The sequence below is a fragment of the Nocardiopsis terrae genome, assembly GCF_014651695.1.
GTDB lineage: Bacteria > Actinomycetota > Actinomycetes > Streptosporangiales > Streptosporangiaceae > Nocardiopsis > Nocardiopsis terrae.
Window position 1 is genome coordinate 536,959 of the sequence record NZ_BMXJ01000002.1, and the last position, 21,798, is coordinate 558,756.

Consider the following 21,798-nt stretch of genomic DNA (forward strand, 5'->3'; position numbering starts at 1 on the left):
GTTCTTCCCTTCGGATACTGGTGGGCCGCCCGTGCGGGGGCGACCGGAAAGTCAATCAGAACTGCGGCGGTCGGGCTGCGCCGTGGGCGTCCGTGGCGGGCGAAGGGCGGCGGATCGGGCGCGGTGGGTCACCCGAGGGCTCCGGTCGAGGCGTCGGCGTGCGTGGGGCCCTCGCTGTCGCCGTCGGTACCGGATCCGTGGTCGGGTCCCAGGGCGAGGAGTCTGGTACCGCGCCGGTTCCACTCCGTCGGGCGCCAGCCGCGCCGCAACAGCCCGGTACGGGCCAGTTCCGGGGTGATCGAGGTGACGAAGACGTACTGCCGGCTCCCCGTCTCACGGTCGAAGAAGCCCCGCTCCCCCGCTCCGGACGGTTCCCGGCCGTCCGGCACCGCGGTCTCCGGGGTGCCCACGGCGTCGGCCCCGGAGCACTCGGCGGCGCAGACCAGGTCGGCCAGCCGGTGTCTGCCGACCGGGCCGGTCCACAGGTGCGCCCACGGCGAGGTGGCGCGTTCGGCGAGGGACGCCCAGTGGGCCGGGGCGGGACCGCCGGCGTCCGCCGGGACCACGTCCCGGGTGAGTTCCTCGGGGGTGTCGGGGGCGGTGGAGCGGACCGTGTGCACGGTCACGCCCTCGGCGCGCAGGCGCTGGACGCCGGGCATCCGGGCGGCGGTGTCGGGCACGACCAGTTCGGCGGGGCGCAGCCGGGAGCCCAGGAGGTCCTCGGCGAGGCGGTCCGCCTCGGCCGCCGAGGCCGGGTCGGCCAGGACCGCGACGCCGCGGCCGCTCAGCGGGAGTTCGGTCCCGGGGGTACCCGACGCGAAGACCAGGCCGTCCAGGAGCGCGGCCAGCCGGACCGGCGCCGCCTCGTCGAGGAAGACCTGCCGGAGCATGGCGCGTACCTCTCGGGGGGTGGGCCCGTCCGCGCGCAGACGGGGCACGGTGACCGCCAGGTCCTCGGCCTCGGGCACGGGAACGGCCGGGTGGGGGATCACCCGGGTTCCGCAGGCCCAGGCCCGGCGGCGCAGGCGCAGGTCGCCGTGGCCGGTCTCCGGGATGACGGCGACGTTGGCGGCGCGCAGGGCGTCGGGCAGTTCCGGGGAGTCGGCGTCGACCACGCCCACGCCCAGGTCGAGGAGGACGTCGGGGACCGGCAGGTCCGGGGCGGTGCGGACGAAGACCGCCTCGGGACCGGAGACGAGTTCGGCCGCGACCGGGTTGAACAGGTGCAGCGGCACCCCCGCGTCCCCCTTGTGCACGCGGTCGAAACCGAGCTGGCGCAGGGCTGGCGGTGCGGGTGCGTCGTCGAGCAGGACCGTGGGGATGCCGCGCGCCGCGGCGGACTCCAGCACCCAGTGCAGGGCCCTGGTCCGGTCGACCGCCGCGGGGTCCCCCACGTGCGCCCAGGGGGACCCGGGCGCGGCCGCGGAGGCGGACACCAGGAGCAGGTCGACGTCCACCCCGTCCATGACGATCTGGGCGTCGTGCGGACGCAGGGGCACCGAACGCAGGTAGGGGTCCACGGCCGTCTGGACGGCCGGGCCGACGACGGTGGCGACGACCAGCAGGTCCTCGCGCCCCCCGCTGAGCCCGGTGAGGAGGCGGGCCTCCTGGCGTTCGGCGTCGAAGGAGCGGACGGGTTCGGCCCGGCGGCGCTCGGCGTGGTTGGTGCTGCCGCTGCGACGCCAGAGACGGTAGAGGTCGCGCGGGAGTTTGACCAGGGATCGGCCGGGGCGTTTGGCGGCCGCGGTGAGCGCACGGCCCACCTGGAGTGAGGTGGACCCCTCGACCGCGGCGAGGCGGGCCTGCGCCTCCTGGAGCTGGGCCTCGCGTTCGGCCAGGGCTTGCCGAAGCTGTTCGGTCTGGCTCTGTTCACGCCGTTTCACGGTCTGCCACCTTGTGCTCGGGTCGAAAGACCCCGGGTCGGGGCCCCGGGCTGTCCGTCTGTCGGGAGGGGGCGGGTGCCGCCCCGGGGAGGGGGTTCATGGGGTCACCGGGTCCACTGGGTGAGGACGGTGGCGATGCGCTCCCCCGACCGGCCGTCCCACAGCGGCGGCACGTCACCGATCCGTTCGGCGGTCCGTCCGTCCAGGGCCTTGCGCAGGGCCGGCAGGAGGTCGGCCTCGGTGACCAGCTGGTTGGTGCCGTGGGTGATGGTGATCGGGCGTTCGGTGTTGGGGCGCAGGGTCAGGCAGGGGACGCCGAGGACGGTGGTCTCCTCCTGGACGCCGCCGGAGTCGGTGACCACGGCCGCGGCGCCGCGGGTGAGCGCGACGAAGTCGAGGTAGCCGAGCGGTTCGAGCAGGTGCACGCGCGGGTGGTCGCCGAGCCCGGCCCGGTCGAAGGCCGCCTTCCCGCGCGGGTGCACGGGCATGACGACGTCGGTGAGGTCGGCGATCTCGTGCAGTCGCTCGGTGAGCCGGACGACGTTGGCGGGGTCGTCGACGTTGGCGGGCCGGTGCAGGGTGGCCGCCACATAGCGTTCGGGCAGGTCGAGGCGGGCGCGCAGGGCGTCGGCGTCGAAGCGGTCGAGGTTGCCCAGGAGCGTGTCGATCATCGGGTTGCCGACGAGGTGGACGCGGTTCGGGGACACCCCCTCCGCGGCCAGGTGGCCGACCGCCTCCGGGCTGGTCGCGAAGCACAGGTCGCTGAGCTGGTCGGTGACCCGGCGGTTGACCTCCTCCGGCATGGCGTTGTCGAAGGAGCGCAGGCCCGCCTCGACGTGCGCGACGGGGACGCCGAGCTTGGCGGCGACCAGGGCGGCGGCCAGGGTGGAGTTGACGTCGCCGTAGACCACGACCATGCCGGGGGTGGTCCGGGTGAACTCCTTCTCCAGGCCGACCATGAGGGCGGCGGTCTGGGCGGCGTGCGAACCCGAGCCGACGCCGAGGTCGACGTCGGGGGTGGGCAGGCCGAGGTCGCGGAAGAAGACGGCCGACATGCGGTCGTCGTAGTGCTGGCCGGTGTGCAGGACCGTCTGGTGCGCGCCCCGGCCGCGCAGGGCCGAGACCACCGGCGCGGCCTTCACGAAGTTGGGGCGGGCCCCGACCACGTGCACGATCCCGGTGTCCTGACTGCCAAGAGGGGCACTCGTTGTCACGGCTGCTTCCTTCTTCTTCCGGTGGGGGTGTCTGCTGTTCTGCTGCGGGTCCCGGTCGGTCCGGTGACCGCGGCGGCTCGGCGGGCCGGGCGGCGCGGAGGCCGGTCGGGGAGTTCTTTGCCCCAGCCGTTCCGCCGGAGTCGCCGTGTTGTCACCATCCGGCCACGTCCACGTGGTTGTGTGACTGACCGTGCATGACTCCCAGACTTCCGAACCCCGTGTTCCGCGCCCGCGTGCCCGCTGGCCGAGGGCGGTGACGTTCACCGCGTCCCTGGCCTGGCGCCACCTGCGTTCCGAACCCGCTCGGCTGCCCCTGCTGGCGCCCCGGCTGATGCCCGGTCCCGTACGGACCACGGCGCGTGCCGTGGCGGCCCGATCGGGTGCCCTGCCGCGCGCCTACGCCCTGTGGGACCAGGGGCGACGCCAGGAGGCACGCGAGGTGCTGCTGTCCACCGCCCGGGGCTCCTCGCCCCGCCGGGTGGGGCGCCTGGTCGCGGCCGCCCTCGCCGCCGGGGACGCGGACACCGCGCGTGAACTGGTCGAACGAATCCCGCCCGGGCCGCACCGGACCACGGCGCAGTACCGGACGGCGCTGGCCACGGGGCGCGCGGTCCCCGCGTCCCCGTCCGTTTCGCCTGACCTTCACGGGATCACGTTAACCCGCGGTGCGCCAACGCGGCCTGACGACACGGTGAACGCTCAGCGACCGGCGGTGGCGGGAGCGGGACACCGGTGTACGGACCCCGACCCGGAGCGTCCGGGGGCGGGGGTCCGGGTCCTGCATCTGGTCACCAACGCGTTGCCGCACACCAACGCCGGTTACACCCAGCGCACGCACCGCATCGCCCTCGCGCAGCGGGAGGCCGGGATGGACGTGCACGTGGCCACCAGGGCCGGGTACCCGCTGACCAAGGGCGTAGTGGATCCGCGCACGCTGGTGCGGGTGGACGGGGTCCCCTACCACCGCCTCCTCCCCTGGACCGCGCCCGCCGACCACGCCGGGGAGCTCGATGCGGGGCTGCGGCTGGCCTCGGAGCTGGTGGAGGCGGTGCGCCCGGACGTGCTGCACGCGGCGAGCAACCACCACAACGCGCGGCTGGCCCTGGAACTGGGGCGCAGGTACGGACTGCCCGTGGTCTACGAGGTCCGGGGCTTCCTGGAGGAGTCCTGGCTGTCCCGGGACCCCTCCCGCGGGGTCGACGACGCCTTCTACCGGGCCGAACGCGCCAGCGAGACGGAGTGCATGCTCGCCGCCGACCTGGTGGTGACCCTCGGCGAGGCCATGCGTGCCGACATCGAGGCCCGCGGGGTGCCCGCGGAGCGGATGCTGGTCGTCCCCAACGCCGTCGACGCCTCCTTCCTGGAGCCCTTGCCGTCGGGTGGCGCGGTACGCGAGGGGCTGGGGATCGGCCGGGGGGAGTTCGTGGTGGGCACCACCACGAGCTGTTTCGGCTACGAGGGGCTGGACGTGCTCCTGGACGCGGTGGCGCTGCTGCGGGAGCGGGGCGAGCCCGCCCACGCCCTGATCGTCGGGGACGGGCCCGAACTCGCCGCGCTGCGCGCGCGGGCGGATCGGCTCGGGCTGTCCGGGGCGGCGCACTTCCCGGGGCGGGTCCCGGCGGACCGGGTCCGGCACCACCACGCCGCCCTGGACGTGTTCGCGGTGCCCAGACTCGACGAGCGGGTGTGTCGGCTGGTGACCCCCCTGAAACCGGTGGAGGCCATGGCGGGAGGGCTGCCCGTCGTCGCGAGTGACCTCCCCGCCCTGCGGGAGATCGTGGAACCCGGGGTGACCGGAGAGTTAATTCCGGCGGGCGAATCGGCACGTCTAGCTGATGTGCTCACAAAACTCGCCTACAGTCATGAAAAGCGGACGTCCTACGGCCAAGCAGGCCAGAAACGCGTCGGTGCGAACCGCACGTGGACCGAGGCCGTATACCGCTACAACCAGGCGTATCGGGTTCTCATCGGGAAAGTGTCCGATCCAGGACAGATCCCGTGACCAAGGACAATGCCTGTCTACACTCGGACGTCCAGAACTCCGAATGGCAGTCCTCGACATATGCGCCCGTTCACGAAACGAATGCGAGTGTGACCACGAAGTGGATGCCGCAGCCTCCAACCCAGCAACTGTCCCCGAGCAGCGTTCCGGTTCGGCCAGCGACCTCGTCGTCCTCGGCCTCGGCTACGTCGGTCTGCCCCTGGCGGCCGAAGCCGTGTCAGCCGGGCTGAAGGTGACCGGTTTCGACGTCAGCGCCCGTGTGGTCGACGGCCTCAACAACGCCGTGTCACACATCGACGACCTGTCGTCGGAAGACGTGAACACGATGCTGGACAAGGGGTTCAGCGCGACCACGGACCCGGCGTGCCTGGCGACGGCGCGCACCATCGTCATCTGTGTCCCCACCCCGCTCTCACCCGAGGGCGGGCCGGACCTGGGGGCGGTCACCTCCGCCTCCAAGGCCGTCGCCGCCCACATGTCCCCCGGGACCCTGGTGATCCTGGAGTCCACCACCTACCCGGGTACCACCGAGGAGGTCGTACGGCCCCTGTTGGAGGAGTCCGGCCTCGTCGCCGGGTCCGACTTCCGGCTGGCCTTCTCCCCCGAGCGGATCGACCCGGGCAACCAGACCTTCGGCGTGGCCAACACGCCCAAGGTGGTCGGCGGGCTCACCGAGGAGTGCGGGGAGGCGGCCGCCGCCTTCTACGAGAACTTCGTGAACACCGTGGTCCGGACCCGGGGCACCCGCGAGGCCGAGATGGCCAAGCTGCTGGAGAACACCTACCGGCACGTCAACATCGCCCTGGTCAACGAGATGGCCGTCTTCTGCCAGGAGCTGGGCGTCGACCTGTGGGACTCGATCTCCGCGGCGGCCACCAAGCCGTTCGGCTTCCAGGCGTTCTACCCGGGGCCGGGCGTGGGCGGACACTGCATCCCCATCGACCCGAACTACCTCTCCTACAAGGTCAAGACCCTCGGCTACCCGTTCCGGTTCGTCGAGCTGGCCCAGGAGATCAACGGGCGGATGCCGTCCTACGTGACCCAGCGCGCCCAGGAGCTGCTCAACGACTCCGGGCTCGCGCTCTCCCGGTCCAAGGTCCTGCTGCTCGGCGTGACCTACAAGGCCGACATCGCCGACCAGCGCGAGTCTCCCGCCCGACCGGTGGCCCGCAAGCTCGCCGCCAAGGGCGCCACGCTCACCTACCACGACCCGCACGTGGAGTCCTGGGAGGTGGACGGGGTGAACGTGCCGCGCTCCACCGATCTGGAGCAGGCCCTGGCCGAGGCCGACCTGACCGTTCTGCTGACCGACCACGGCGAGTACCGGCCCAAGCTGCTCAACGAGTACGCGCGGCTGCTCCTGGACACCCGGGGCGTTCTTCGCCGCCCCGACCCGGACGAGGCCGCCGAGGTCCCGGCGCAGTTCCGGCGCCGCGCCGACCGGGAGGGCATCCAGGTCCTGTAGGGGCCGCAGGGGCCCGCACGAGGCACGTCGACCCGGACGCCAGACGGCGTTCGGCGGCGTGCCTTCGCGCGTTCACCGTCCGCCCACCGAAGGTTCACCGGAACCACCCCGCTTGTCCACCCGGCTTTTCTCAGTGTGTTTCCGCAGGTGAATACCGTGTCGTGCAGCTGATCCCGCACCCTCACGGCGGATCATCGAACACGGACCAGTCGGACCAAAACGGTGACACACGTAGGTGATCTCGATGCACGCGCTTGTGGCCACGATTGTGCACCACCCCGAGGACGCACGAATCCTGCACCGCCAGATCCGGGCCCTGGTGGACGCCGGACACACGGTGACGTACGTGGCGCCCTTCCGGGAGTGCGGGGTGACCCCCTGGGACCAGGTGCGTTCGGTGGACGTTCCCCGCGCCTCCGGTCGTGACCGGCTCTCCTCGATCCGGGCGGCCCGGACCGTTCTGGCCCGGTTGGCACCCGAGGCCGACCTCCTGCTCTTCCACGACCCCGAACTGCTGCTGGCCCTGCCCGCCAAGAGACCGGTGACGGTGTGGGACGTGCACGAGGACACCCCGGCGGCCCTGCGCACCAAACCGTGGGTCCCGCAGCCGCTGCGCCGACCGCTCGGCGGTGTGGTGCGCGGTTTCGAGCGGTACGCCGAACGGCGGATGCACCTACTGCTGGCCGAGGAGGGCTACCGGCCCAGGTTCCGCCTCGACCACCCGGTGGTGCCCAACACCACCGACGTGCCCGAGACTCCGCTCCGCGCGCCCGGCGAGGACCGGGTCGTCTACCTGGGGCACCTGTCCAGGGCCCGGGGCGCCCACGACATGATCGAGATGGGGCGCCGGCTGCGTGACCACGGGGTGCGCCTGGAGGTGATCGGCGGCGCCGACCACGGGATCCGGCAGCTGCTGCGCGACGCCCACCAGGAGAACGCCCTGCACTGGTACGGCTTCGTGCCCAACGACCGCGCCCTGCGCATCGCGGCCGGCGCCCTGGCCGGGATCAGCCTGCTGCACGACACCGACAACTACCGGCACTCCCTGCCCACCAAGGTCGTGGAGTACATGGCCCACGGGCTGCCGGTGGTCACCACCCCCAACCCGATGGCCGAGGCCCTGGTGACCAAGCGCCCGGAGGGGCCCGCCGGAACCGTCGTGCCGTTCGAGGACCCGGCGGCGGCAGCGCGGGCCGTGCTGGAGCTGCGCCGGGACGAGGAGACCCGCCGCGAGTACGCTCGCACCGGCCACCGGATCGCGCAGCGCTCCTTCCACTGGCCGGTACAGGCACGACTGTTCGTGAAGCGGCTGGAGGAGTGGGTCTCCGAAGCCAACGCCCCGGCCCCCGCCATCCCCCGGCCCCGTGCGCCCCGGCAGAGCGGACGCCCGCACACGGCGTTCAGCGAATAGGCCGCTCACCTGGCACCCGTGGGTGAATGAGCTCACACATCGTTCTGTGGAGAAATATCTTCCTAGTCAACTAGGTTGTGCTGCGTGCCGCCCCCGGACGGCACCACCACCCACGAGCACGGCCGAGGTTTCGACATGACTGACACACTGGTCCTGAACAAGGACGCGCAGGACCTGCTGTTCCGTAGCGCCCGCACCGCCAACACCTTCACCGACGAGCCGGTGACCGAGGAACAGCTGCGCACGATCTACGACCTGGTCAAGTACGGCCCCACGGCCATGAACAACCAGCCCCTGCGCGTCACCGCGGTCCGCTCCCCCGAGGCTCGCGAGCGACTCGTGAAGCACATGGCGGGCAGCAACGCCCCCAAGACCTCGACGGCCCCGCTCACACTCGTCCTGTCCGCTGACAGCGCCTTCCACGAGCACTTCCCGAAGACCTTCCCGGTCGTTCCGGAGGCCCGGGAGAACTTCTCCGGCATGCCGGTCGAGGCCCGCGAGTCCATGGCCCTGCAGAACGCGCTCCTCCAGGTCGCCTACCTGATCGTCGGCGTTCGCGCCGCCGGTCTGGCCGCGGGCCCGATGACCGGCTTCGACGCCGAGGGCGTCCGCAAGGAGTTCTTCGGCGAGGACTCCACGCAGACCCCCCTGGTGGTCATGAACATCGGCAAGCCCGGCCCCGACGCCTGGTTCGACCGCCTGCCGCGGCTGGACTACGAAGAGGCCGTCACCGAACTCTGATCCCGAACAGCCGTGAAAGGGGGGCGGGCGCCGTGCGGCGCCCGCCCCCCTTTCACGGCTGCGGTTACTCGGGCCCCTGCGGTCCGGACCCCGGCCCGGGCTGCTGGCCGTAGGGTGCCTGTCCCCGGCTCCGGGGAGGGTCCGGCTTCTTCCGTGCCGACACGACGACGAGCGTCACCACCAGAGCGATGACGGCGACGACGAGAAGCAGGAATCCGATGACGAGAGGGCTGACGACAGCCAAGTCCGCCTCCTGGGGGTCGCGGGTGTGCTCAGATGACCGGGGGGCGTCCGGCCCTGGTCATCCGCCAGGCGGTGCGCCAACTGATCGGGGTGCGGCGGCCCGCGTCCTCGCGCCAGCCCTCCCGGAAACCGGAGAACCACGACTTCAGCGCGGCCCGGTCGCGTTCGCGCAGCACGGTCAGCCCCACCCAGGTGCCCAGGTAGGTGACGGCCAGCGGCCACGGCAGGTTGCGCCGGGCCAGCCACACCCTGTTGCGGGCGTTGAGCCGGTAGAAGTTCTCGTGCCGGGTCGGCGCGACGGCCGGGTGGTACATCACGGCGTCGGCGTCGTACTCGATGGTGTACCCGGCGTCCATGATCCGCCAGGCCAGGTCGGTCTCCTCGTGGGCGTAGAAGAACTCGCCCGGGAGCCCGCCGCCCTCGTCGAAAGCGGTGCGGCGGATGGCGCAGGCCCCGCCCAGGAACGTGGTGACCGCACTCGACCGGCGGGAGTCGCCCACCCGCAGCCGGGGCACGTGGCGGCGCTGGTCCGGGCCTCCGTCGGGGTCGGCGATGCGGAAGGACAGCGCGCCGAGACCGGGCTCCGCGGCGAAGCGTTCGCGCACGTGGCGGGCGAGGTCCATGGAGCGGTACCAGCCGTCGTCGTCCAGGAACAGGATGACGTCGCCCTGCGTCGCCCGCACACCCTCGTTGCGCCCCTCGGGGATGCCCACGTTCTCCGGCAGGCGCACCGTGGTGACGCCCTCGGGGAGCTTGGGCAGGTCGGCCCCGTTGCCGACGACGACGACCTCGACGTCGGCCTCCTCCTGCTCGAAAACGCTGGTGATCGCACGCCTGAGCTCGGCCGGGCGGTTGCCCATGGTGAGCAGGACACAGGACAGTGTGGGCTTACCGGTACCGGGCACCTGGGAGCTGCTCCGTTCGGCTCTGGGCGCTCGGAGGTCCCCCGTCGTGGACGTGCCGGAGCCTTGCGAGGGCGGGATCACGGGTGTGGCCATGGTTGCGACCGTTCAGTGGACGACGTGCGGCTGACAGGTGGACACATGTCAACGTTCGCAGAAACAGACTAACGAAAGAATAAAAGCGAAGTGTACGGAGCCGTGGACGGGGTACCGTCCACGGCTCCACAAGTGACGCCGTAACGTCACCGCCGCGTTACTCCAGGCGGCGGGAGGCGAGCACGCTCACGAAGTGCGCGAAGCTCATCAGCACCGCGACGGCGGCACAGGCCACGACCAGGACCCGGGTGGCCGCCGGCTCCCCGAGGAAGAGGTCGGCCACGGCCGCCACCACCACGATCAGGGAGAGCTCGACCGCCTGGATGAGGCGGTGCACCCTGAGCATCGAGGCCAGGCGGCGGGCCAGGCTCAGCCCCGAGGACCTGGGCCGCATGGCCTCCTCGGAGATCCCCTCCGGCAGACCGGCCTTGGCCCGGGCCACCACCACGTTGTCGGTCTCGGCCTTGATCAGCACGACACCGAGCGCGGCGGCCATGCCCAGGACGACCCAGCCGCCCGGCTCGAACCCGCCCTGGGCACGGATGCCCAGACCGACCAGCAGGGCGACCTCGGAGACGTAGTGGCCGATGCGGTCCAGGTAGATGCCGGCCACACTGGTGCGGCCCGTGTACCGGGCCACCTCGCCGTCGGAACAGTCCAGCAGAAGGTAGATCTGCACGAACACGGCGGCGAGGACCGCCGACCACAGACCGCCGAAGGCCACGATCACCCCGGCGAGCACGCCGAACACCATCATCAGGTAGGTGATGGGGTTCGGCGGCACGCGCAGGCGCACGAAGAGGGTCGTCAGGTACGGGGAGATGTCCCGCATGTAGAGACGGCCCGCCCAGTGCTCCTCGTTGACGCGCTCCTTGATCCCCGCGGGCTGGCCGCCCGCGCGGACCTCAGCGACCGACGGCTTCGACATAGTCCGCGACACTCCGCCCGATCTCGTCCTCGGAGAGGTTCAGGTGTTCAAGGATGGTGAACCGGCCCGGGCGGGTGCCCGGGGCGTGGGCCACCGCACGCGCGAACGAAGCCTCGTCGAGACCGACGTCGGAGGGCACGATGGGCAGGTTGTGGCGGAGCAGGCAGTTCCGGATCTCCTCCAGTCGCGACTGCGGCCAGTCCAGGTGCTTGACCCGCAGGTAGGACGCGTACAGCGCGCCCAGCCCGGCGAGCTCACCGTGGTTGCTCGTGCCCGGGTAGAGCTGGGTGATCGCGTGCAGGATCTCGTGGCAGGCCCCGCTGGCCGGACGGCTGGAACCGGCGACCGACATGGCCATGCCGGACAGCACCAGCCCCTCGGCCAGGACCTTGAGGAACCCGTCGGAGTCGATCGAGTCCGGGCGGTGCAGGACCGCCTCGGCGGCGACGCGGGCGAAGGTGACCGCCATGCCGTCGACCGGCTCGCCGTTCTCGCGCCCCGCGAGCTCCCAGTCCTCGATGGCCGAGATGTTGCTGACCACGTCACCGATGCCGGACCGGACCAGGTGGGCGGGGGCCGCCCGGACGTAGTCGACGTCGATGACCACCGCGATGGGCATGGTGACCCCGATCGACGGCTTGCCGCCCTCGTGCTCCAGGGAGCTGACGGGGGAGGCGATGCCGTCGTGGGCCAGGTTCGTGGCCACGGCCACCATCGGGATGCCCGCCATCGTCGCGGCGAACTTGGTGACGTCGATGGTCTTGCCGCCGCCGATGCCGGCCACGGCCTCGTAGGCGCCCGAACGCAGCTTCTTGCCCAGTTCGGTCGCCGCGTCGACGGTGCCCTCCTCGACCTGGAAGACCTCGCTCTGGGGCAGGTCCAGGTCAGCGGCGATCTGTGCGCCCTGGCCCGGGCCCACCGCGACGGCGATGCGTCCCTCGGTGGCGATGCGGCGGTCGGCCAGCACCGTTCCGAGCGAGGCGATGGCTCCCCGGCGCACGTCGATCGCCAGGGGGGAGGGGAGCATTCGGGCTAGTAGCGGCACGCGATCTCCCTTGCCTTGGCCAGGTCGTCGTGGTTGTCGACCTCGACCCAGTCCACCTTGCCGATGGGGGCGACGGAGATCTTCTCACCGCGACGGACGAGCTCCTGGTAACCGTCCTCGTAGTAGAGCTGCGGGTCCCGCTCCCAGGTGGCCTTCAGGGCGTCGGCCAGGCGCGGGGCGAGCGAGCCCTCGATGAGGGTGGCGCCGATGTACTCCCCCGCGGCGGTGGCGGGGTCCATCAGCTTGGTGATGGTGCTGAGGTGACCGTTCTCGTCGAGGGTCACCTTCATCTCCTCGTCAGCGAGGTTTTTCACGTTGTCCACCGCGAGGAGCAGTTCTGGTCCCCTGGCGGCGAGTAGCGTTTCCTCGACACTCACCGGGTGCACGGTGTCGCCGTTGACGAGGAGGACGCCCTCGGAGAAGAACTCACGTGCGGTCCACAGGGAGTAGGCGTTGTTCCACTCCTCGGCCTTGTCGTTGTAGCTGAGGGTGAGCTTGACGCCGTGGCGCTCCTCCAGTGCCTGCTTGCGCTCCTCCACGGCCTCGGCACGGTAACCGACCACGACGACGACGTCGGTGAGCCCGGCGGCGGCCAGGTTGCGCAGCGAGATGTCCATGATGGTCGTCTCACCGTCGACTGGCACCAGGGCCTTGGGCAGGGTGTCGGTGTAGGGACGCAGACGGCGCCCGGCGCCTGCGGCGAGAACCATTCCGAGCATGAGGGCGTGTTCCTCCTTAGGTCGAGGAGGCTGTCACGCCTCCCCGTTCGTTCCGGCGGCCGGTCGGCCCCCGTCTCCCTGGCGGGTGATCGGGTGATCCCCCAGGACGGCACCGCCACTCGGCGTGGCCGCGCCGACGCGCACATCGGTCACCGGTGTCGCGCTCCAGGTGCGCCCGGCCTCGCGAACGAGCAGGACCGCCAGGTATCCGGCGAGTATGCCGTAGGCGGGGGTGAGGGCGGAAAACGCGCCCCCGACCGCGATGACGAGCATCCGTCCGTCCCAGCCGAGCGCGGCCCGCCGCACCCACGCCGGTCGGCTCACACCGACGGCGGGACGTGCGACGTCGTCGCGATGGTGGCAGCCGACCGTCATCAAGAGTACGAACACCAGTGGACCGGGTACGCCGGACGCGAGCCCGACGACCGCCAGACAGCCGTACTCGGTGACGCGCAGGACCGGGGGTACCAGCCAGTCGTACCGCCCGTCGTGGGGGTGGCCCGAGGCCAGACCGGACAGTAGCAGGGCAGCGACCGGTGCGAACAGGTTAATGCCTGTCAGACGTCCCCCGCCCGCCGCGAGGAGCACCAGTACGACGACGGCTCCCGCGACCGCGGTGAGCAGCGGCGGGGCCATCCCCGGGGCGATCCTGCCGAGCAGTATCCCGATGTGACTGTCATCACGAAGAAAGCGCAGGTCGGGGAGGACGGGTTCGAGTCGTTCCCGATCGTGCCCGGGGTCCCGCCCCGGCTCCGCGGTGCTCATCGCCGCACCCCTCGCGAGGAGGGGTCGACGAGCTCTCCGGTGATCGCCACGGCGCAGCCGACGATGAGGCTGAGGAAGACGAGCCGGGCGTCCCCGACCGTCGCGGCGACGGCGATCACGAGGAACCGGGTCGGCTGGCCGAAGAGCAGCACCCGGCGGGCCAGGACCGGCAGGGGGAGGGCTCTCGACGGGGGGCGGGTGCGCCCCGGATCCGCGGCGCCCTCCGCCGCGGCGTCGGCGCGCGCCGACCCGGAGTCCCCCCGGGCCTGCGCGGGGTCCGCCGCCCCCGCGGCCCCGGCCCGGGGCGCGGGCACCCGTACGCCCTCAGGCCGACGCTGTGCGGGCAGCACGAGGGGCTTGGCACCCGCAGGCGCCGGCGGGGCCGTGCGGGCCACCAGAAGCGAGTCACGCAGGGCCAGGGCGATCAGCGCCCCGGCCGCCCACCCCCAGGCGCTGGCGGATCCGTCGGCTGCCGCCCCGAACGCGAGCCCGACGTAGACGACGTACTCCCGGAGCTGGGCCGCCACGGACACGGTCCAGAGGGTGAGTGCGTCCCTGCGGTTGGCCCGCATCCGGTCCCGGACCGCGTCGCAGCACAGGACCAGCCCGAGGAGGGCCGACCCCGCGAGGGCGCCGACGAGGTCGGTCCGACCGAACCAGACCGCCGCCGCGACCGCCACCAGGACACTGATGCGGGTCACCCCCGACCTGGTGACACGCCTGTGCTCCAACATCCGCGCGGTCGCCCGCGCCACCGTGCCCGTCATATGCCCGTGCCCTCCCAGTTTCAACTGGGAGTCACCGTCACCCACGCTCTGTATGCAATCAACCACTGACACGCACATGGCCGCGGACATCCCGTTTTGGTACCGCTGAGGGCGTTCCGGACAGTCCCGGACACGAAAGAGCGCACCTCCGGAACCGCCGGGGTGCGCTCTCTCCAGGTCTGTGCGGGCGCCTCAGGCGGCCTGGCCGCCGTCCTTGCCCCCGGTCCCGTCGGGATCCTCCGGGTCCGCGGCCCGCTCCTCGGCCTCGACCTTCTTCTCCGCGGCCTCGGCGCGCTTCTTCTTGGCCTCGTCCTTCTTCTTGCGCTCCTCGATCTCCGCCTTGGTGTCCTCGTTGTAGGCGGCCAGAGCGGAGTCGATGTCGGTGTCCAGGGCCAGCGAACCGCCCTTGACGTACAGGCCCCGGTTGCAGAAGCGGCGCAGGTCCTTCTCGTTGTGCGAGACCAGGACCATCGTGCGCTCGTTGGCCAGCATCCGGTCGATGGCCTCGTAGCACTTGCGCTTGAAGGCCTTGTCCCCCACCGCCAGCACTTCGTCGACCAGCATGATCGGGTGTTCCAGCTGGGAGATGAGCGCGAAGCCCAGCCGCACCTTCATACCGCTGGAGTAGTGCCGTACCGGGGTGTCGATGAACTTCGGCTTGACCTCGGCGAAGTCGACGATCTCCTCGAAGCGCTCGTCGATCTCCTTCTCGGTCATGCCGTGCAGCGAACCGACCAGGTACACGTTCTCGCGGCCGGTCAGGTTGTCGTTGAACCCGGCCCGCAGCTCCAGGAGCGGCGCGACCTTGCCGTGCACGCTGACCTTGCCCTCGTCCGGGATCAGCACCCCGGCGATCATCTTGAGCAGGGTGGACTTGCCGGTGCCGTTCTTGCCGACGATGCCGACGCAGTCGCCCTTGGCGATGTCGAAGGACACGTCGCGCAGCGGCCAGAACTCGTTGCCCTCGGCGTTGGGGTCGCGTTTGGTGCCGTGGATGAACATCTCACGGAGGCTGCGCTTGCGCCGGCGGTTCACGGCGAACTTCACACCGAGGCCGCGGGCCTCGATGACCGGACCGCTGGTGACCGCGGCCTCGTAGGTGGACGCCATCACAACTCCTTCAGAACTGACATCTCCAGACGGCGGAACGTCCAGTATCCGATAACGAGCATCAGGATCGAACCGACCACCGCAGAGGTCAACGCGAGAGGACTGGGTGTTAGTTCCTCGAAGCCGGGGAACCACACGGTGCGGTGCATCTGGAAGATACCCATCAGCGGGTTGAGCTCGTAGACCGTCTTCGCCCAGCCCGGCACGGCGTCGGCGTCGAGCACCATCGCGGCCGGGAACAGGATCGCCGAGCCGTAGAACAGGAGCCGGGTCAGGATACGCGTCAGACGCTCCACGTCGCGGAGCAACACGTTCACCGAGGCCAGGAACAGGGTGACACCCAGACCGAACGTGAAGGTCAGCACGATCGCCATCGGCAGCCAGAGGAGCATGCCCTCCCAGCTGAACCGGCCGCCCAGGGCGAACACGAAGATCAGCAGGACCGGCCAGGTGAGCAGGTACTCGATGAACTTGGTGCCGACGGTGGCCATCGGGAAGATCTCGCGGGGGACCTTCATGGTGGTGATCAGCTTCGAGTGCGTGATCATCGCGCGCGGAGCCTCGCTGAGGATCGCACCGAAGGTGGTCCAGGGCAGGATGCCCGCGACCAGGAAGAGGACGTAACCACCGTAGGCCTCGGACCCCGGGGGCATGCCCCGGTTCGCCTGGAGAACGACACCGAAGACGAAGAAGTACACCAACGTCAGCGCGAGGGGTTCCAACATCGTCCAGGCGTAACCCAGCACGGACTGCTGGTACTTGACCTTCAGGTCGCGCCGGACCAGGAGGCCGACGACCTTCCGGTGCTCCCAGACGGCCAGCGTCCTTGACGCCACCGCCACCTCCAAGGTTTGAGATCGTCCGGTTCACGGTGTGCCGGACAGTCGCGTCTGTGAACTCGCCTGCGCGTACCGGCCGTCCACACGAAAACGCGGTCGCAGCCTCACCGGACCGGCACAGGGATGTGTCCGGGCGACCGGGGGATGTCACCAACCACGCCCGGCTCCACGACCGAATCAGAGGAGGTATGGACCAGGCACGCCCAACAGGCGTCCATAGGTTACCGCTGCAACGGACAGACCGTGCCAACCACCTGCCGCTCACCCCGGATCCGTACCTTCCTCGGCCCCGCCCGCCGCCGTCGACCGGGGTCGGTGTCCTCGCAGTACTCCCGCCCGGAGAGTCGCCCATCGCCCGAGCCCCAGGGGATGCCCCGTCCCGCTCACCCCGTCCCCCGGGGGGTGTGCCAATATCCGGAGCAGACGTCCAGCCCCAAGGGGTCGCCACTGCCCGCTCACCTCCGCCCCAGGGGGGGAGCCTCTTCCCGCTCACTTTCGCCCCAGGGGGTGTTCTTTCGTTCGGGCGCGGGAGTCTGGGTTTCAGCAAACACAGTGCAAGACGAGTCAAGCCGCCAGCGAGGAACGAGCAAGGCGCGGACGAGGATGCTGTGCCTGCTACAACCCGAACATCTCCCCTCAGGCGCCCGAACACGGTCCGAAGCGAAGCGGAGGACCCAAGCAAGCACACACACGGGCCGAAGCGAAGCGGAGGCCCAAAGCAAGCAGGAGGAAAAATGTCCGCAGGTCCGCGGGTGATCGCGGCGGTTCTGGCCGGAGGGGTCGGTGCCCGGATGGGCGCCCCCGCCCCCAAGCAGTTGTTGCCGCTGGACGGGCGGCCCATCATCGAGCACTCGATCGCGGCCTTCGAGGCCAGCCCCGAGGTGGACGAGATCGTCGTGCTGATGGTGGGCGAGTACGTGGGCCGGGTCGAGGAGATCGTCGCCGACGCCGGGTTCGCCAAGGTCTCGGCGGTCCTGCCCGGCGGGGCGACCAGAACGGAGACCTCGTACGCGGCGCTGTCCGCGACGGCCTCGGCGGCCGACTCCGACCTGGTCCTGCTGCACGACGCCGCGCGGCCGCTGGTCCGCCCGGCGACGGTCGCCGCGTGCGTGCGCGCCCTGGGGGAGGCCGGGGCCGCGGGGGTGGCGGTGCCCAGCGCCGACACCGTGGTCCGGGTGGCTCCCGGCAGGAGCGGCGGCGAGGCGATCGCGGCGACCCCGGACCGCTCCCGGCTGCGCAGGATGCAGACACCGCAGGGGTTCCGGCTGGGTGTGGTCCGGCGCGCCTACGAACGGGCGATGGCCGACCCCGATCTGGTGGCCACCGACGACTGCGGGGTGGTGCTGCGCTACCTGCCCGAGGAGGAGGTTCGGATCGTGCCGGGCGAGGAGACCAACATCAAGGTGACCAACCCGGGTGACGTGGAGGTCGCCGAGACCCTGCTGCGCCGGATGCGCGCGCACGCGGCCGTGGAGGCGCCCCCGGAAGCCGGGAGAACAGTGTGAGCGGGGTCTTCGGGGCGACCGAGGTGATCGGCCACCGGGGCGCGGGCCGGGGCGTGGTCGACGGCGCCCGGGAGAACACCCCCGCCTCGTTCGAGCTGGCCGCGCGGGCCGGCGCCGACTGGGTCGAGATCGACGTGCGGCGCACCGCCGACGACCGGCTGGTGCTCTTCCACAACGCGGCGCTGGACGACGGTCGAGCGGTCGTGGACCTGACCGAGGCGCAGTGCCGGGAGGCGGGGCTGGCCGGTCTGGAGGAGGGGTTGGCCGCGATCCCGGCCGAGGTGGGCCTGGACGTGGACGTCAAGACGGTGATGGAGGACGGGGCGGACGCCCCGGCGCGGCGGACCCTCGCGCTCGTCCTGCCGTTCCTGCGCCGGGAGGCGAAGCGTCGCCGACTGTTCGTCTGCTCCTTCGATCCGGGCCTTCTCCTGGGGGTGCGCGAGGGCGCACCGGGGGTGGCGACCGCGTGGATGCCGTACGTGCGCAACCCGGCGGATTCGGCGGTCCCCGGCGCGGTGGGCATGGGCTGCCCGATCGTGGCGGTGGACGCCCGCGCACTCGGTCTGGCCGGGGAGGCGGCCCGGCCGGGCCGCCGCAGCCTGGAGTACACGGTGGAGACGGCGCACCGGTCCGGGCTGGAGATCATCTCCTGGTGCCCGGCCCCGGCGGACGCGGCCCGGTTCGCCGGGGCGGGGATGGACGCGGTGGTGGTGGACGACGTGCCCGGAACGGTGGCGGCTCTGGAGGGGACCGGAACCACCGGTGAGGCCGGGTGACCCCGGCCTCACCTCTCAGATCCGGTCGAGGAGTTCGGCTTTCTTGGTGCTGAACTCCTCGTCGGTGAGCAGGCCCTTGGTGTGGAGGGCGCCGAGCCTTTCGATCTGCTCGAAGATCCATGTGGTGTCGGCGGGCCGTGGTGGGGCCCCGCCGTCTCCCGCCCCGCCGTCTGCGGCGTCTGCGGCTCCGTCACCGGGGAGGTCCGTGGTGGGACGGGGACCGCGTACGGCCTCCAGGGCGGTGCGGGCCGCGTTCTTCCACCACTCCGGGTCGTCGAAACCGGGCCCGGCGCCGTCCTGGGCGGCCTCGCCGGATCCGAGTGCGGCGCGGGTGGCCGCGCCCAGGGCCCAGCGGTGCGCGGTGACGGTCGCGGCGAGCAGGAAGGCCTGGTGGCTCTCGTTGCTACCATCACCCGCCCGCAGCACGTTGAGGTCGTTCTTGGGTTTGGCCGCGTCCGCGGTCCCTCCGGCGATGATCCGGACGAAGCCCCACCCCCAGTCGTCGAGGGGCGCCCACTCCACTCCGGTGATGTCGGCGAGGTCGTACTCGCGGCGCTGTTTCTTCTTCTTGTAGCCGCTCGCGTGGGCTCCCGCCCAGACCAGGGTCAGCCGGTCGGGTTCCAGGCGGGCGGTTCCCTCACAGGTCCGGATGTGCAGGGGTAGCGCGGGAACGAGGCGGGTGGGGGTGGCCGGGTCCGGTTCCGCGGCCCGGCCGGCGGCGAAGCGGATCTGGTCGGCCAGGTACTCGGCGACCAGCTCGGTCCTGGCGGGACCGGTCAGCCGGAAGGGCTGGGCCTTGTCGTCGAGTGCGGCGCCGACGGCGGCGTAGGGGTCCATGCCCTCGTGCAGCCGCAGGTTCATGACCCAGCCGTTCCTGCGCCCGGCACCGGGACGGAAGTCCACGTCCTGGATCGCGGAGACGGGGACGTCCACCCTTTCGAGGAGCTTGAGCAGCGGGCTCCTGAACCAGCCCTTGGTCTCGTACCTGACAGCGATCGACTGACTGTCGAACACCCAGGACGCCTGGTCTCCGCGCAACTCGTCCATGACACCCTCTCCGGTTCTGCCTTCACCGACCTGCCTAGCAGAACGTCCGCCCCCGATCGAGGGCGAACGTCGTCCGGATACGGCCGCTGCCGGCCCGGTTCTGATCAGATCCGGTCAAGGAGTTCGGCCTTCTTCGCGTTGAACTCCTCATCGGTGATCAGGCCCTTGGCACGTAGGTCACCGAGTCGTTCGATCTGCCCGAAGATCCACTCGTCGTCACCCGAAGGCCCGGGAGCCGGCCCTACGGCGCCCGGTACGCCCACGGCTCCGAGGTCCCTGGCCCACAGGTGCGCGGTGAGGGTGGCAGCGAGCAGGAACGCGTGGTAGTTCTCATTGCTGCTGGCGTCCATACCCGTGCGCAGCGCGCCGAGGTCGTCCCTGGGTTTGATCGTCCCCTGAGCGTTCTCCCTGGTGAAGACACGCACTAGCCCCCACCCCCCGCTGTTGGCGGGAGCCCACTCCACCCCGGTGATGTCGGCGAGACCGTACTCGCGGCGCTGGCCCCTCTTCGTGCGACCGCTCGCGTATGCACCCTCCCAGGCCAGGGTCAGCAGGTCGGGTTCCAAACGGGCGGTTCCCTCACAGGTCCGGATGTGCAGGGGGAGGGCGGGGACCAGACGCGTCGGGGCCAAAGGGTCGGGCGCCTCGGCCTGACCGGCCGCGAAGCGGAGCTGGTCGGCCAGGTACTCGGCGACCAGCTCGGTCCTGGCGGGACCGGTCAGCCGGAAGGGCTGGGCCTTGTCGTCGAGTGCGGACCCGGCGGCGGCGTAGGGGTCCATGCCCTCGTGCAGCCGCAGGTTCATGACCCAGCCGTTCCTGCGCCCGGCACCGGGACGGAAGTCGACCTTGTCGATCACGCCGACCGGCACCTCCAGGACACCGAGGAACTTGAGCAGCGGGTTCCTGAACCAGCCCTTGGTCTCGTACCTGATGGAGACCGACTCCCCGTCGAACCCCCAGGCGGCCTGGTCTCCGCGCAACTCGTCCATGACACCCTCTCCGGTTCTGCCTTCACCGACCTGCCTAGCAGAACGTCCGCCCCCGATCGAGGGCGGACGTTGTCCGGATACGGCCGTTACAGGGCCGGGGCGGATCAGGCCCGGGTGGACTGGGCGGAGCGCGAGTCGGCGCCGAGCCCGGGCGGGCTGGTGATGAAGCCGACGCCCCACGACATGTGCATGGTGGCGAGCGCGGCCGGGACCAGCGGCCACGAGGGGGCGGGCAGGCCGCGGGTGAGCGGGACCGAGGCGGCCGTGATCAGGGCCAGGTAGGCGGCGGGCACCAGCCACAGCGGCCAGAGGAACACCCCTCCGACCAGGCCCGCGACGATTCCGGCCACGGCCACGGGCGGGGCCAGGTAGCGCAGGTTGATGGTGCCCCTGTGCTGGCGGGCGACCACGCGCCGCCAGCGGCCGTAGTGGAAGTACTGCTTGGCGAGCAGGCGCATGTTGCGGCGCGGACGGTAGGAGACCCGCATCCGGGGCTGGAACCACACGGTGCCGCCGGTGGTGCGGATGCGGTGGTTCATCTCCCAGTCCTGTGCCCGTAGGAAGGCCTCGTCGTAGCCGCCGACCCGTTCCAGGGCCGAGCGGCGGAAGACGCCGAGGTAGACGGTGTCGGCGGGGCCGCCCTCGCCGCCGGTGTGGAAACGGGCGTTGCCCACGCCGACCTTGGAGGTCATGGCCGCGGCGACGGCTTTCTCCCAGGGGGTGGTGCCCTCCGCGGCCATGATGCCGCCGACGTTGTCGGCTCCGGTCTCGTCGAGGGTCTCCACCGCCACCCGGAGGTAGTCGGAGGGCATCATCGCGTGGCCGTCGATGCGGGCGACGATGTCGTGTGAGGAGGCGCCGATGGCGGCGTTCAGCGCTGCGGGGGTCCTGCCGGTGGGGTTGTCCACCACCTTGACCCGGGGGTCGGCCGCGGCGAGGCCGTCGGCGACCTCGCGGGTGCGGTCCGAGGAGGGGCCGACGCCCAGAACGACCTCGAGCTCGCCGGGGTACTCCTGGGCGAGGACGTGCTCCACCGCTGCGGCGAGGTGGCGCTCTTCGTTCAGTACGGGCATGACGACGGAGACAGGCGGCCAGGACACGGGCACTTCCCAAGGTCAGGACATGTCGGGACTGCGCGGGGCCACGGGGGTTCCGCGCGCGCTCAACGGTACTGCACACGCACCCACCGCTCATCCGTGTCGCCCGGGTGTGCGGATGTGCCGGGTGGGGAAGGGTTTTCGAGACGTTTGGGTCCTGGCGAACGCTTCCACTGTCCGCTGCGTCACACCCAAAGGGGAGAACAACACGCCGATGGTCGACATCCCGCGCCCTTCGGCCGATCGGGTGACAA

At 71.3% G+C, this 21,798-nt stretch carries 20 protein-coding genes; 6 read left to right on the plus strand and 14 right to left on the minus strand.

Features of this window, described 5'->3' with window-relative positions:
- Nucleotides 1–128: 128 nt before the first annotated feature.
- Nucleotides 129–1,883 carry a hypothetical protein gene (locus tag IE195_RS06425; RefSeq protein WP_191268441.1) on the minus strand — a complete coding sequence of 585 codons (1,755 nt, stop codon included), beginning with the start codon at nt 1,881–1,883 and terminating at the stop codon, nt 129–131.
- 104 nt (nt 1,884–1,987) lie between these two features.
- Nucleotides 1,988–3,097, minus strand: a complete 1,110-nt coding sequence (wecB, locus tag IE195_RS06430; protein ID WP_191268442.1) for a non-hydrolyzing UDP-N-acetylglucosamine 2-epimerase — start codon at nt 3,095–3,097, stop codon at nt 1,988–1,990.
- 253 nt (nt 3,098–3,350) lie between these two features.
- Here wecB and IE195_RS06435 point away from each other — a divergent pair, with 253 nt between their 5' ends.
- From IE195_RS06435 to IE195_RS06450, 4 genes are all read left to right on the plus strand, one after another.
- The gene (locus IE195_RS06435) at nt 3,351–5,099 is read left to right on the plus strand and encodes a glycosyltransferase family 4 protein (protein WP_229826098.1); all 1,749 of its coding nucleotides are present in this window, start codon (nt 3,351–3,353) and stop codon (nt 5,097–5,099) included.
- Between the two features lie 100 nt (nt 5,100–5,199).
- Nucleotides 5,200–6,564, plus strand: a complete 1,365-nt coding sequence (locus IE195_RS06440) for a nucleotide sugar dehydrogenase (protein ID WP_191268444.1) — start codon at nt 5,200–5,202, stop codon at nt 6,562–6,564.
- A 244-nt stretch (nt 6,565–6,808) separates the two neighbouring features.
- A complete protein-coding gene (locus tag IE195_RS06445; RefSeq protein ID WP_191268445.1) occupies nt 6,809–7,975 on the plus strand; it encodes a glycosyltransferase in 1,167 nt (388 codons plus the stop codon).
- A gap of 135 nt (nt 7,976–8,110) precedes the next feature.
- Nucleotides 8,111–8,716 (plus strand): malonic semialdehyde reductase, encoded by a 606-nt coding sequence (locus IE195_RS06450; RefSeq protein WP_191268447.1) that lies wholly within the window; start codon nt 8,111–8,113, stop codon nt 8,714–8,716.
- Nucleotides 8,717–8,780: 64 nt separating this feature from the next.
- Here IE195_RS06450 and IE195_RS06455 read toward each other — a convergent pair whose 3' ends face one another.
- The 9 genes from IE195_RS06455 to IE195_RS06495 all read right to left on the minus strand — a co-directional run bounded on the left by IE195_RS06455 (nt 8,781) and on the right by IE195_RS06495 (nt 16,139).
- Nucleotides 8,781–8,960, minus strand: coding sequence for a hypothetical protein (locus IE195_RS06455; RefSeq protein WP_191268449.1), 180 nt, complete (start codon nt 8,958–8,960; stop codon nt 8,781–8,783).
- A 28-nt stretch (nt 8,961–8,988) separates the two neighbouring features.
- A complete protein-coding gene (locus IE195_RS06460) occupies nt 8,989–9,819 on the minus strand; it encodes a glycosyltransferase family 2 protein (protein ID WP_191269036.1) in 831 nt (276 codons plus the stop codon).
- Between the two features lie 295 nt (nt 9,820–10,114).
- Entirely contained in the window at nt 10,115–10,885 is a 771-nt protein-coding gene (locus IE195_RS06465; protein WP_191268451.1) for a CDP-alcohol phosphatidyltransferase family protein, read from the minus strand.
- Nucleotides 10,863–11,912, minus strand: coding sequence for an iron-containing alcohol dehydrogenase family protein (locus IE195_RS06470; protein ID WP_191268453.1), 1,050 nt, complete (start codon nt 11,910–11,912; stop codon nt 10,863–10,865). The genes IE195_RS06465 and IE195_RS06470 overlap by 23 nt, the downstream gene beginning before the upstream one ends.
- A 5-nt stretch (nt 11,913–11,917) precedes the next feature.
- The gene (locus tag IE195_RS06475) at nt 11,918–12,649 is read right to left on the minus strand and encodes a phosphocholine cytidylyltransferase family protein (RefSeq protein ID WP_191268455.1); all 732 of its coding nucleotides are present in this window, start codon (nt 12,647–12,649) and stop codon (nt 11,918–11,920) included.
- A gap of 33 nt (nt 12,650–12,682) precedes the next feature.
- Complete coding sequence (locus IE195_RS06480; RefSeq protein WP_191268457.1) at nt 12,683–13,414, minus strand: DUF5941 domain-containing protein; 732 nt, start codon at nt 13,412–13,414, stop codon at nt 12,683–12,685.
- Nucleotides 13,411–14,115 (minus strand): hypothetical protein, encoded by a 705-nt coding sequence (locus IE195_RS06485; RefSeq protein WP_229826099.1) that lies wholly within the window; start codon nt 14,113–14,115, stop codon nt 13,411–13,413. The genes IE195_RS06480 and IE195_RS06485 overlap by 4 nt, the downstream gene beginning before the upstream one ends.
- A 258-nt stretch (nt 14,116–14,373) precedes the next feature.
- Nucleotides 14,374–15,291 (minus strand): ABC transporter ATP-binding protein, encoded by a 918-nt coding sequence (locus IE195_RS06490; protein WP_191268459.1) that lies wholly within the window; start codon nt 15,289–15,291, stop codon nt 14,374–14,376.
- Nucleotides 15,291–16,139 (minus strand): ABC transporter permease, encoded by an 849-nt coding sequence (locus IE195_RS06495; protein WP_191268461.1) that lies wholly within the window; start codon nt 16,137–16,139, stop codon nt 15,291–15,293. Before IE195_RS06495 ends, IE195_RS06490 begins: the two co-directional genes overlap by 1 nt.
- Before the next feature lie 725 nt (nt 16,140–16,864).
- On the opposite strand from IE195_RS06495, the gene IE195_RS06500 reads away from it, so the two are divergent.
- Nucleotides 16,865–17,635: an IspD/TarI family cytidylyltransferase gene (locus IE195_RS06500; RefSeq protein WP_191268463.1), complete on the plus strand. Its 771-nt coding sequence runs from the start codon at nt 16,865–16,867 to the stop codon at nt 17,633–17,635.
- Nucleotides 17,632–18,411: a glycerophosphodiester phosphodiesterase gene (locus tag IE195_RS06505; protein WP_191268465.1), complete on the plus strand. Its 780-nt coding sequence runs from the start codon at nt 17,632–17,634 to the stop codon at nt 18,409–18,411. Before IE195_RS06500 ends, IE195_RS06505 begins: the two co-directional genes overlap by 4 nt.
- 15 nt (nt 18,412–18,426) lie before the next feature.
- Here IE195_RS06505 and IE195_RS06510 read toward each other — a convergent pair whose 3' ends face one another.
- The 3 genes from IE195_RS06510 to IE195_RS06520 form a co-directional block, all read right to left on the minus strand.
- Nucleotides 18,427–19,458, minus strand: a complete 1,032-nt coding sequence (locus tag IE195_RS06510) for a DUF4429 domain-containing protein (protein ID WP_191268467.1) — start codon at nt 19,456–19,458, stop codon at nt 18,427–18,429.
- Between the two features lie 104 nt (nt 19,459–19,562).
- Entirely contained in the window at nt 19,563–20,447 is an 885-nt protein-coding gene (locus IE195_RS06515) for a DUF4429 domain-containing protein (RefSeq protein WP_191268469.1), read from the minus strand.
- Nucleotides 20,448–20,551: 104 nt separating this feature from the next.
- Complete coding sequence (locus IE195_RS06520; protein ID WP_191268471.1) at nt 20,552–21,547, minus strand: glycosyltransferase family 2 protein; 996 nt, start codon at nt 21,545–21,547, stop codon at nt 20,552–20,554.
- Between the last annotated feature and the right edge of the window lie 251 nt (nt 21,548–21,798).

What these genes read in the sequence shown, in the direction of transcription:
- IE195_RS06445 (WP_191268445.1), top strand. Translation starts at nt 6,809, where the DNA reads ATGCACGCGCTTGTGGCCACGATTGTGCACCACCCCGAGGACGCACGA.
- IE195_RS06450 (WP_191268447.1), top strand. Translation starts at nt 8,111, where the DNA reads ATGACTGACACACTGGTCCTGAACAAGGACGCGCAGGACCTGCTGTTC.
- IE195_RS06460 (WP_191269036.1), bottom strand. Translation starts at nt 9,819, where the DNA reads ATGGGCAACCGCCCGGCCGAGCTCAGGCGTGCGATCACCAGCGTTTTC.
- IE195_RS06465 (WP_191268451.1), bottom strand. Translation starts at nt 10,885, where the DNA reads ATGTCGAAGCCGTCGGTCGCTGAGGTCCGCGCGGGCGGCCAGCCCGCG.
- IE195_RS06470 (WP_191268453.1), bottom strand. Translation starts at nt 11,912, where the DNA reads ATGCTCCCCTCCCCCCTGGCGATCGACGTGCGCCGGGGAGCCATCGCC.
- IE195_RS06475 (WP_191268455.1), bottom strand. Translation starts at nt 12,649, where the DNA reads ATGCTCGGAATGGTTCTCGCCGCAGGCGCCGGGCGCCGTCTGCGTCCC.
- IE195_RS06480 (WP_191268457.1), bottom strand. Translation starts at nt 13,414, where the DNA reads ATGAGCACCGCGGAGCCGGGGCGGGACCCCGGGCACGATCGGGAACGA.
- IE195_RS06490 (WP_191268459.1), bottom strand. Translation starts at nt 15,291, where the DNA reads ATGGCGTCCACCTACGAGGCCGCGGTCACCAGCGGTCCGGTCATCGAG.
- IE195_RS06500 (WP_191268463.1), top strand. Translation starts at nt 16,865, where the DNA reads ATGTCCGCAGGTCCGCGGGTGATCGCGGCGGTTCTGGCCGGAGGGGTC.
- IE195_RS06510 (WP_191268467.1), bottom strand. Translation starts at nt 19,458, where the DNA reads ATGGACGAGTTGCGCGGAGACCAGGCGTCCTGGGTGTTCGACAGTCAG.
- IE195_RS06515 (WP_191268469.1), bottom strand. Translation starts at nt 20,447, where the DNA reads ATGGACGAGTTGCGCGGAGACCAGGCCGCCTGGGGGTTCGACGGGGAG.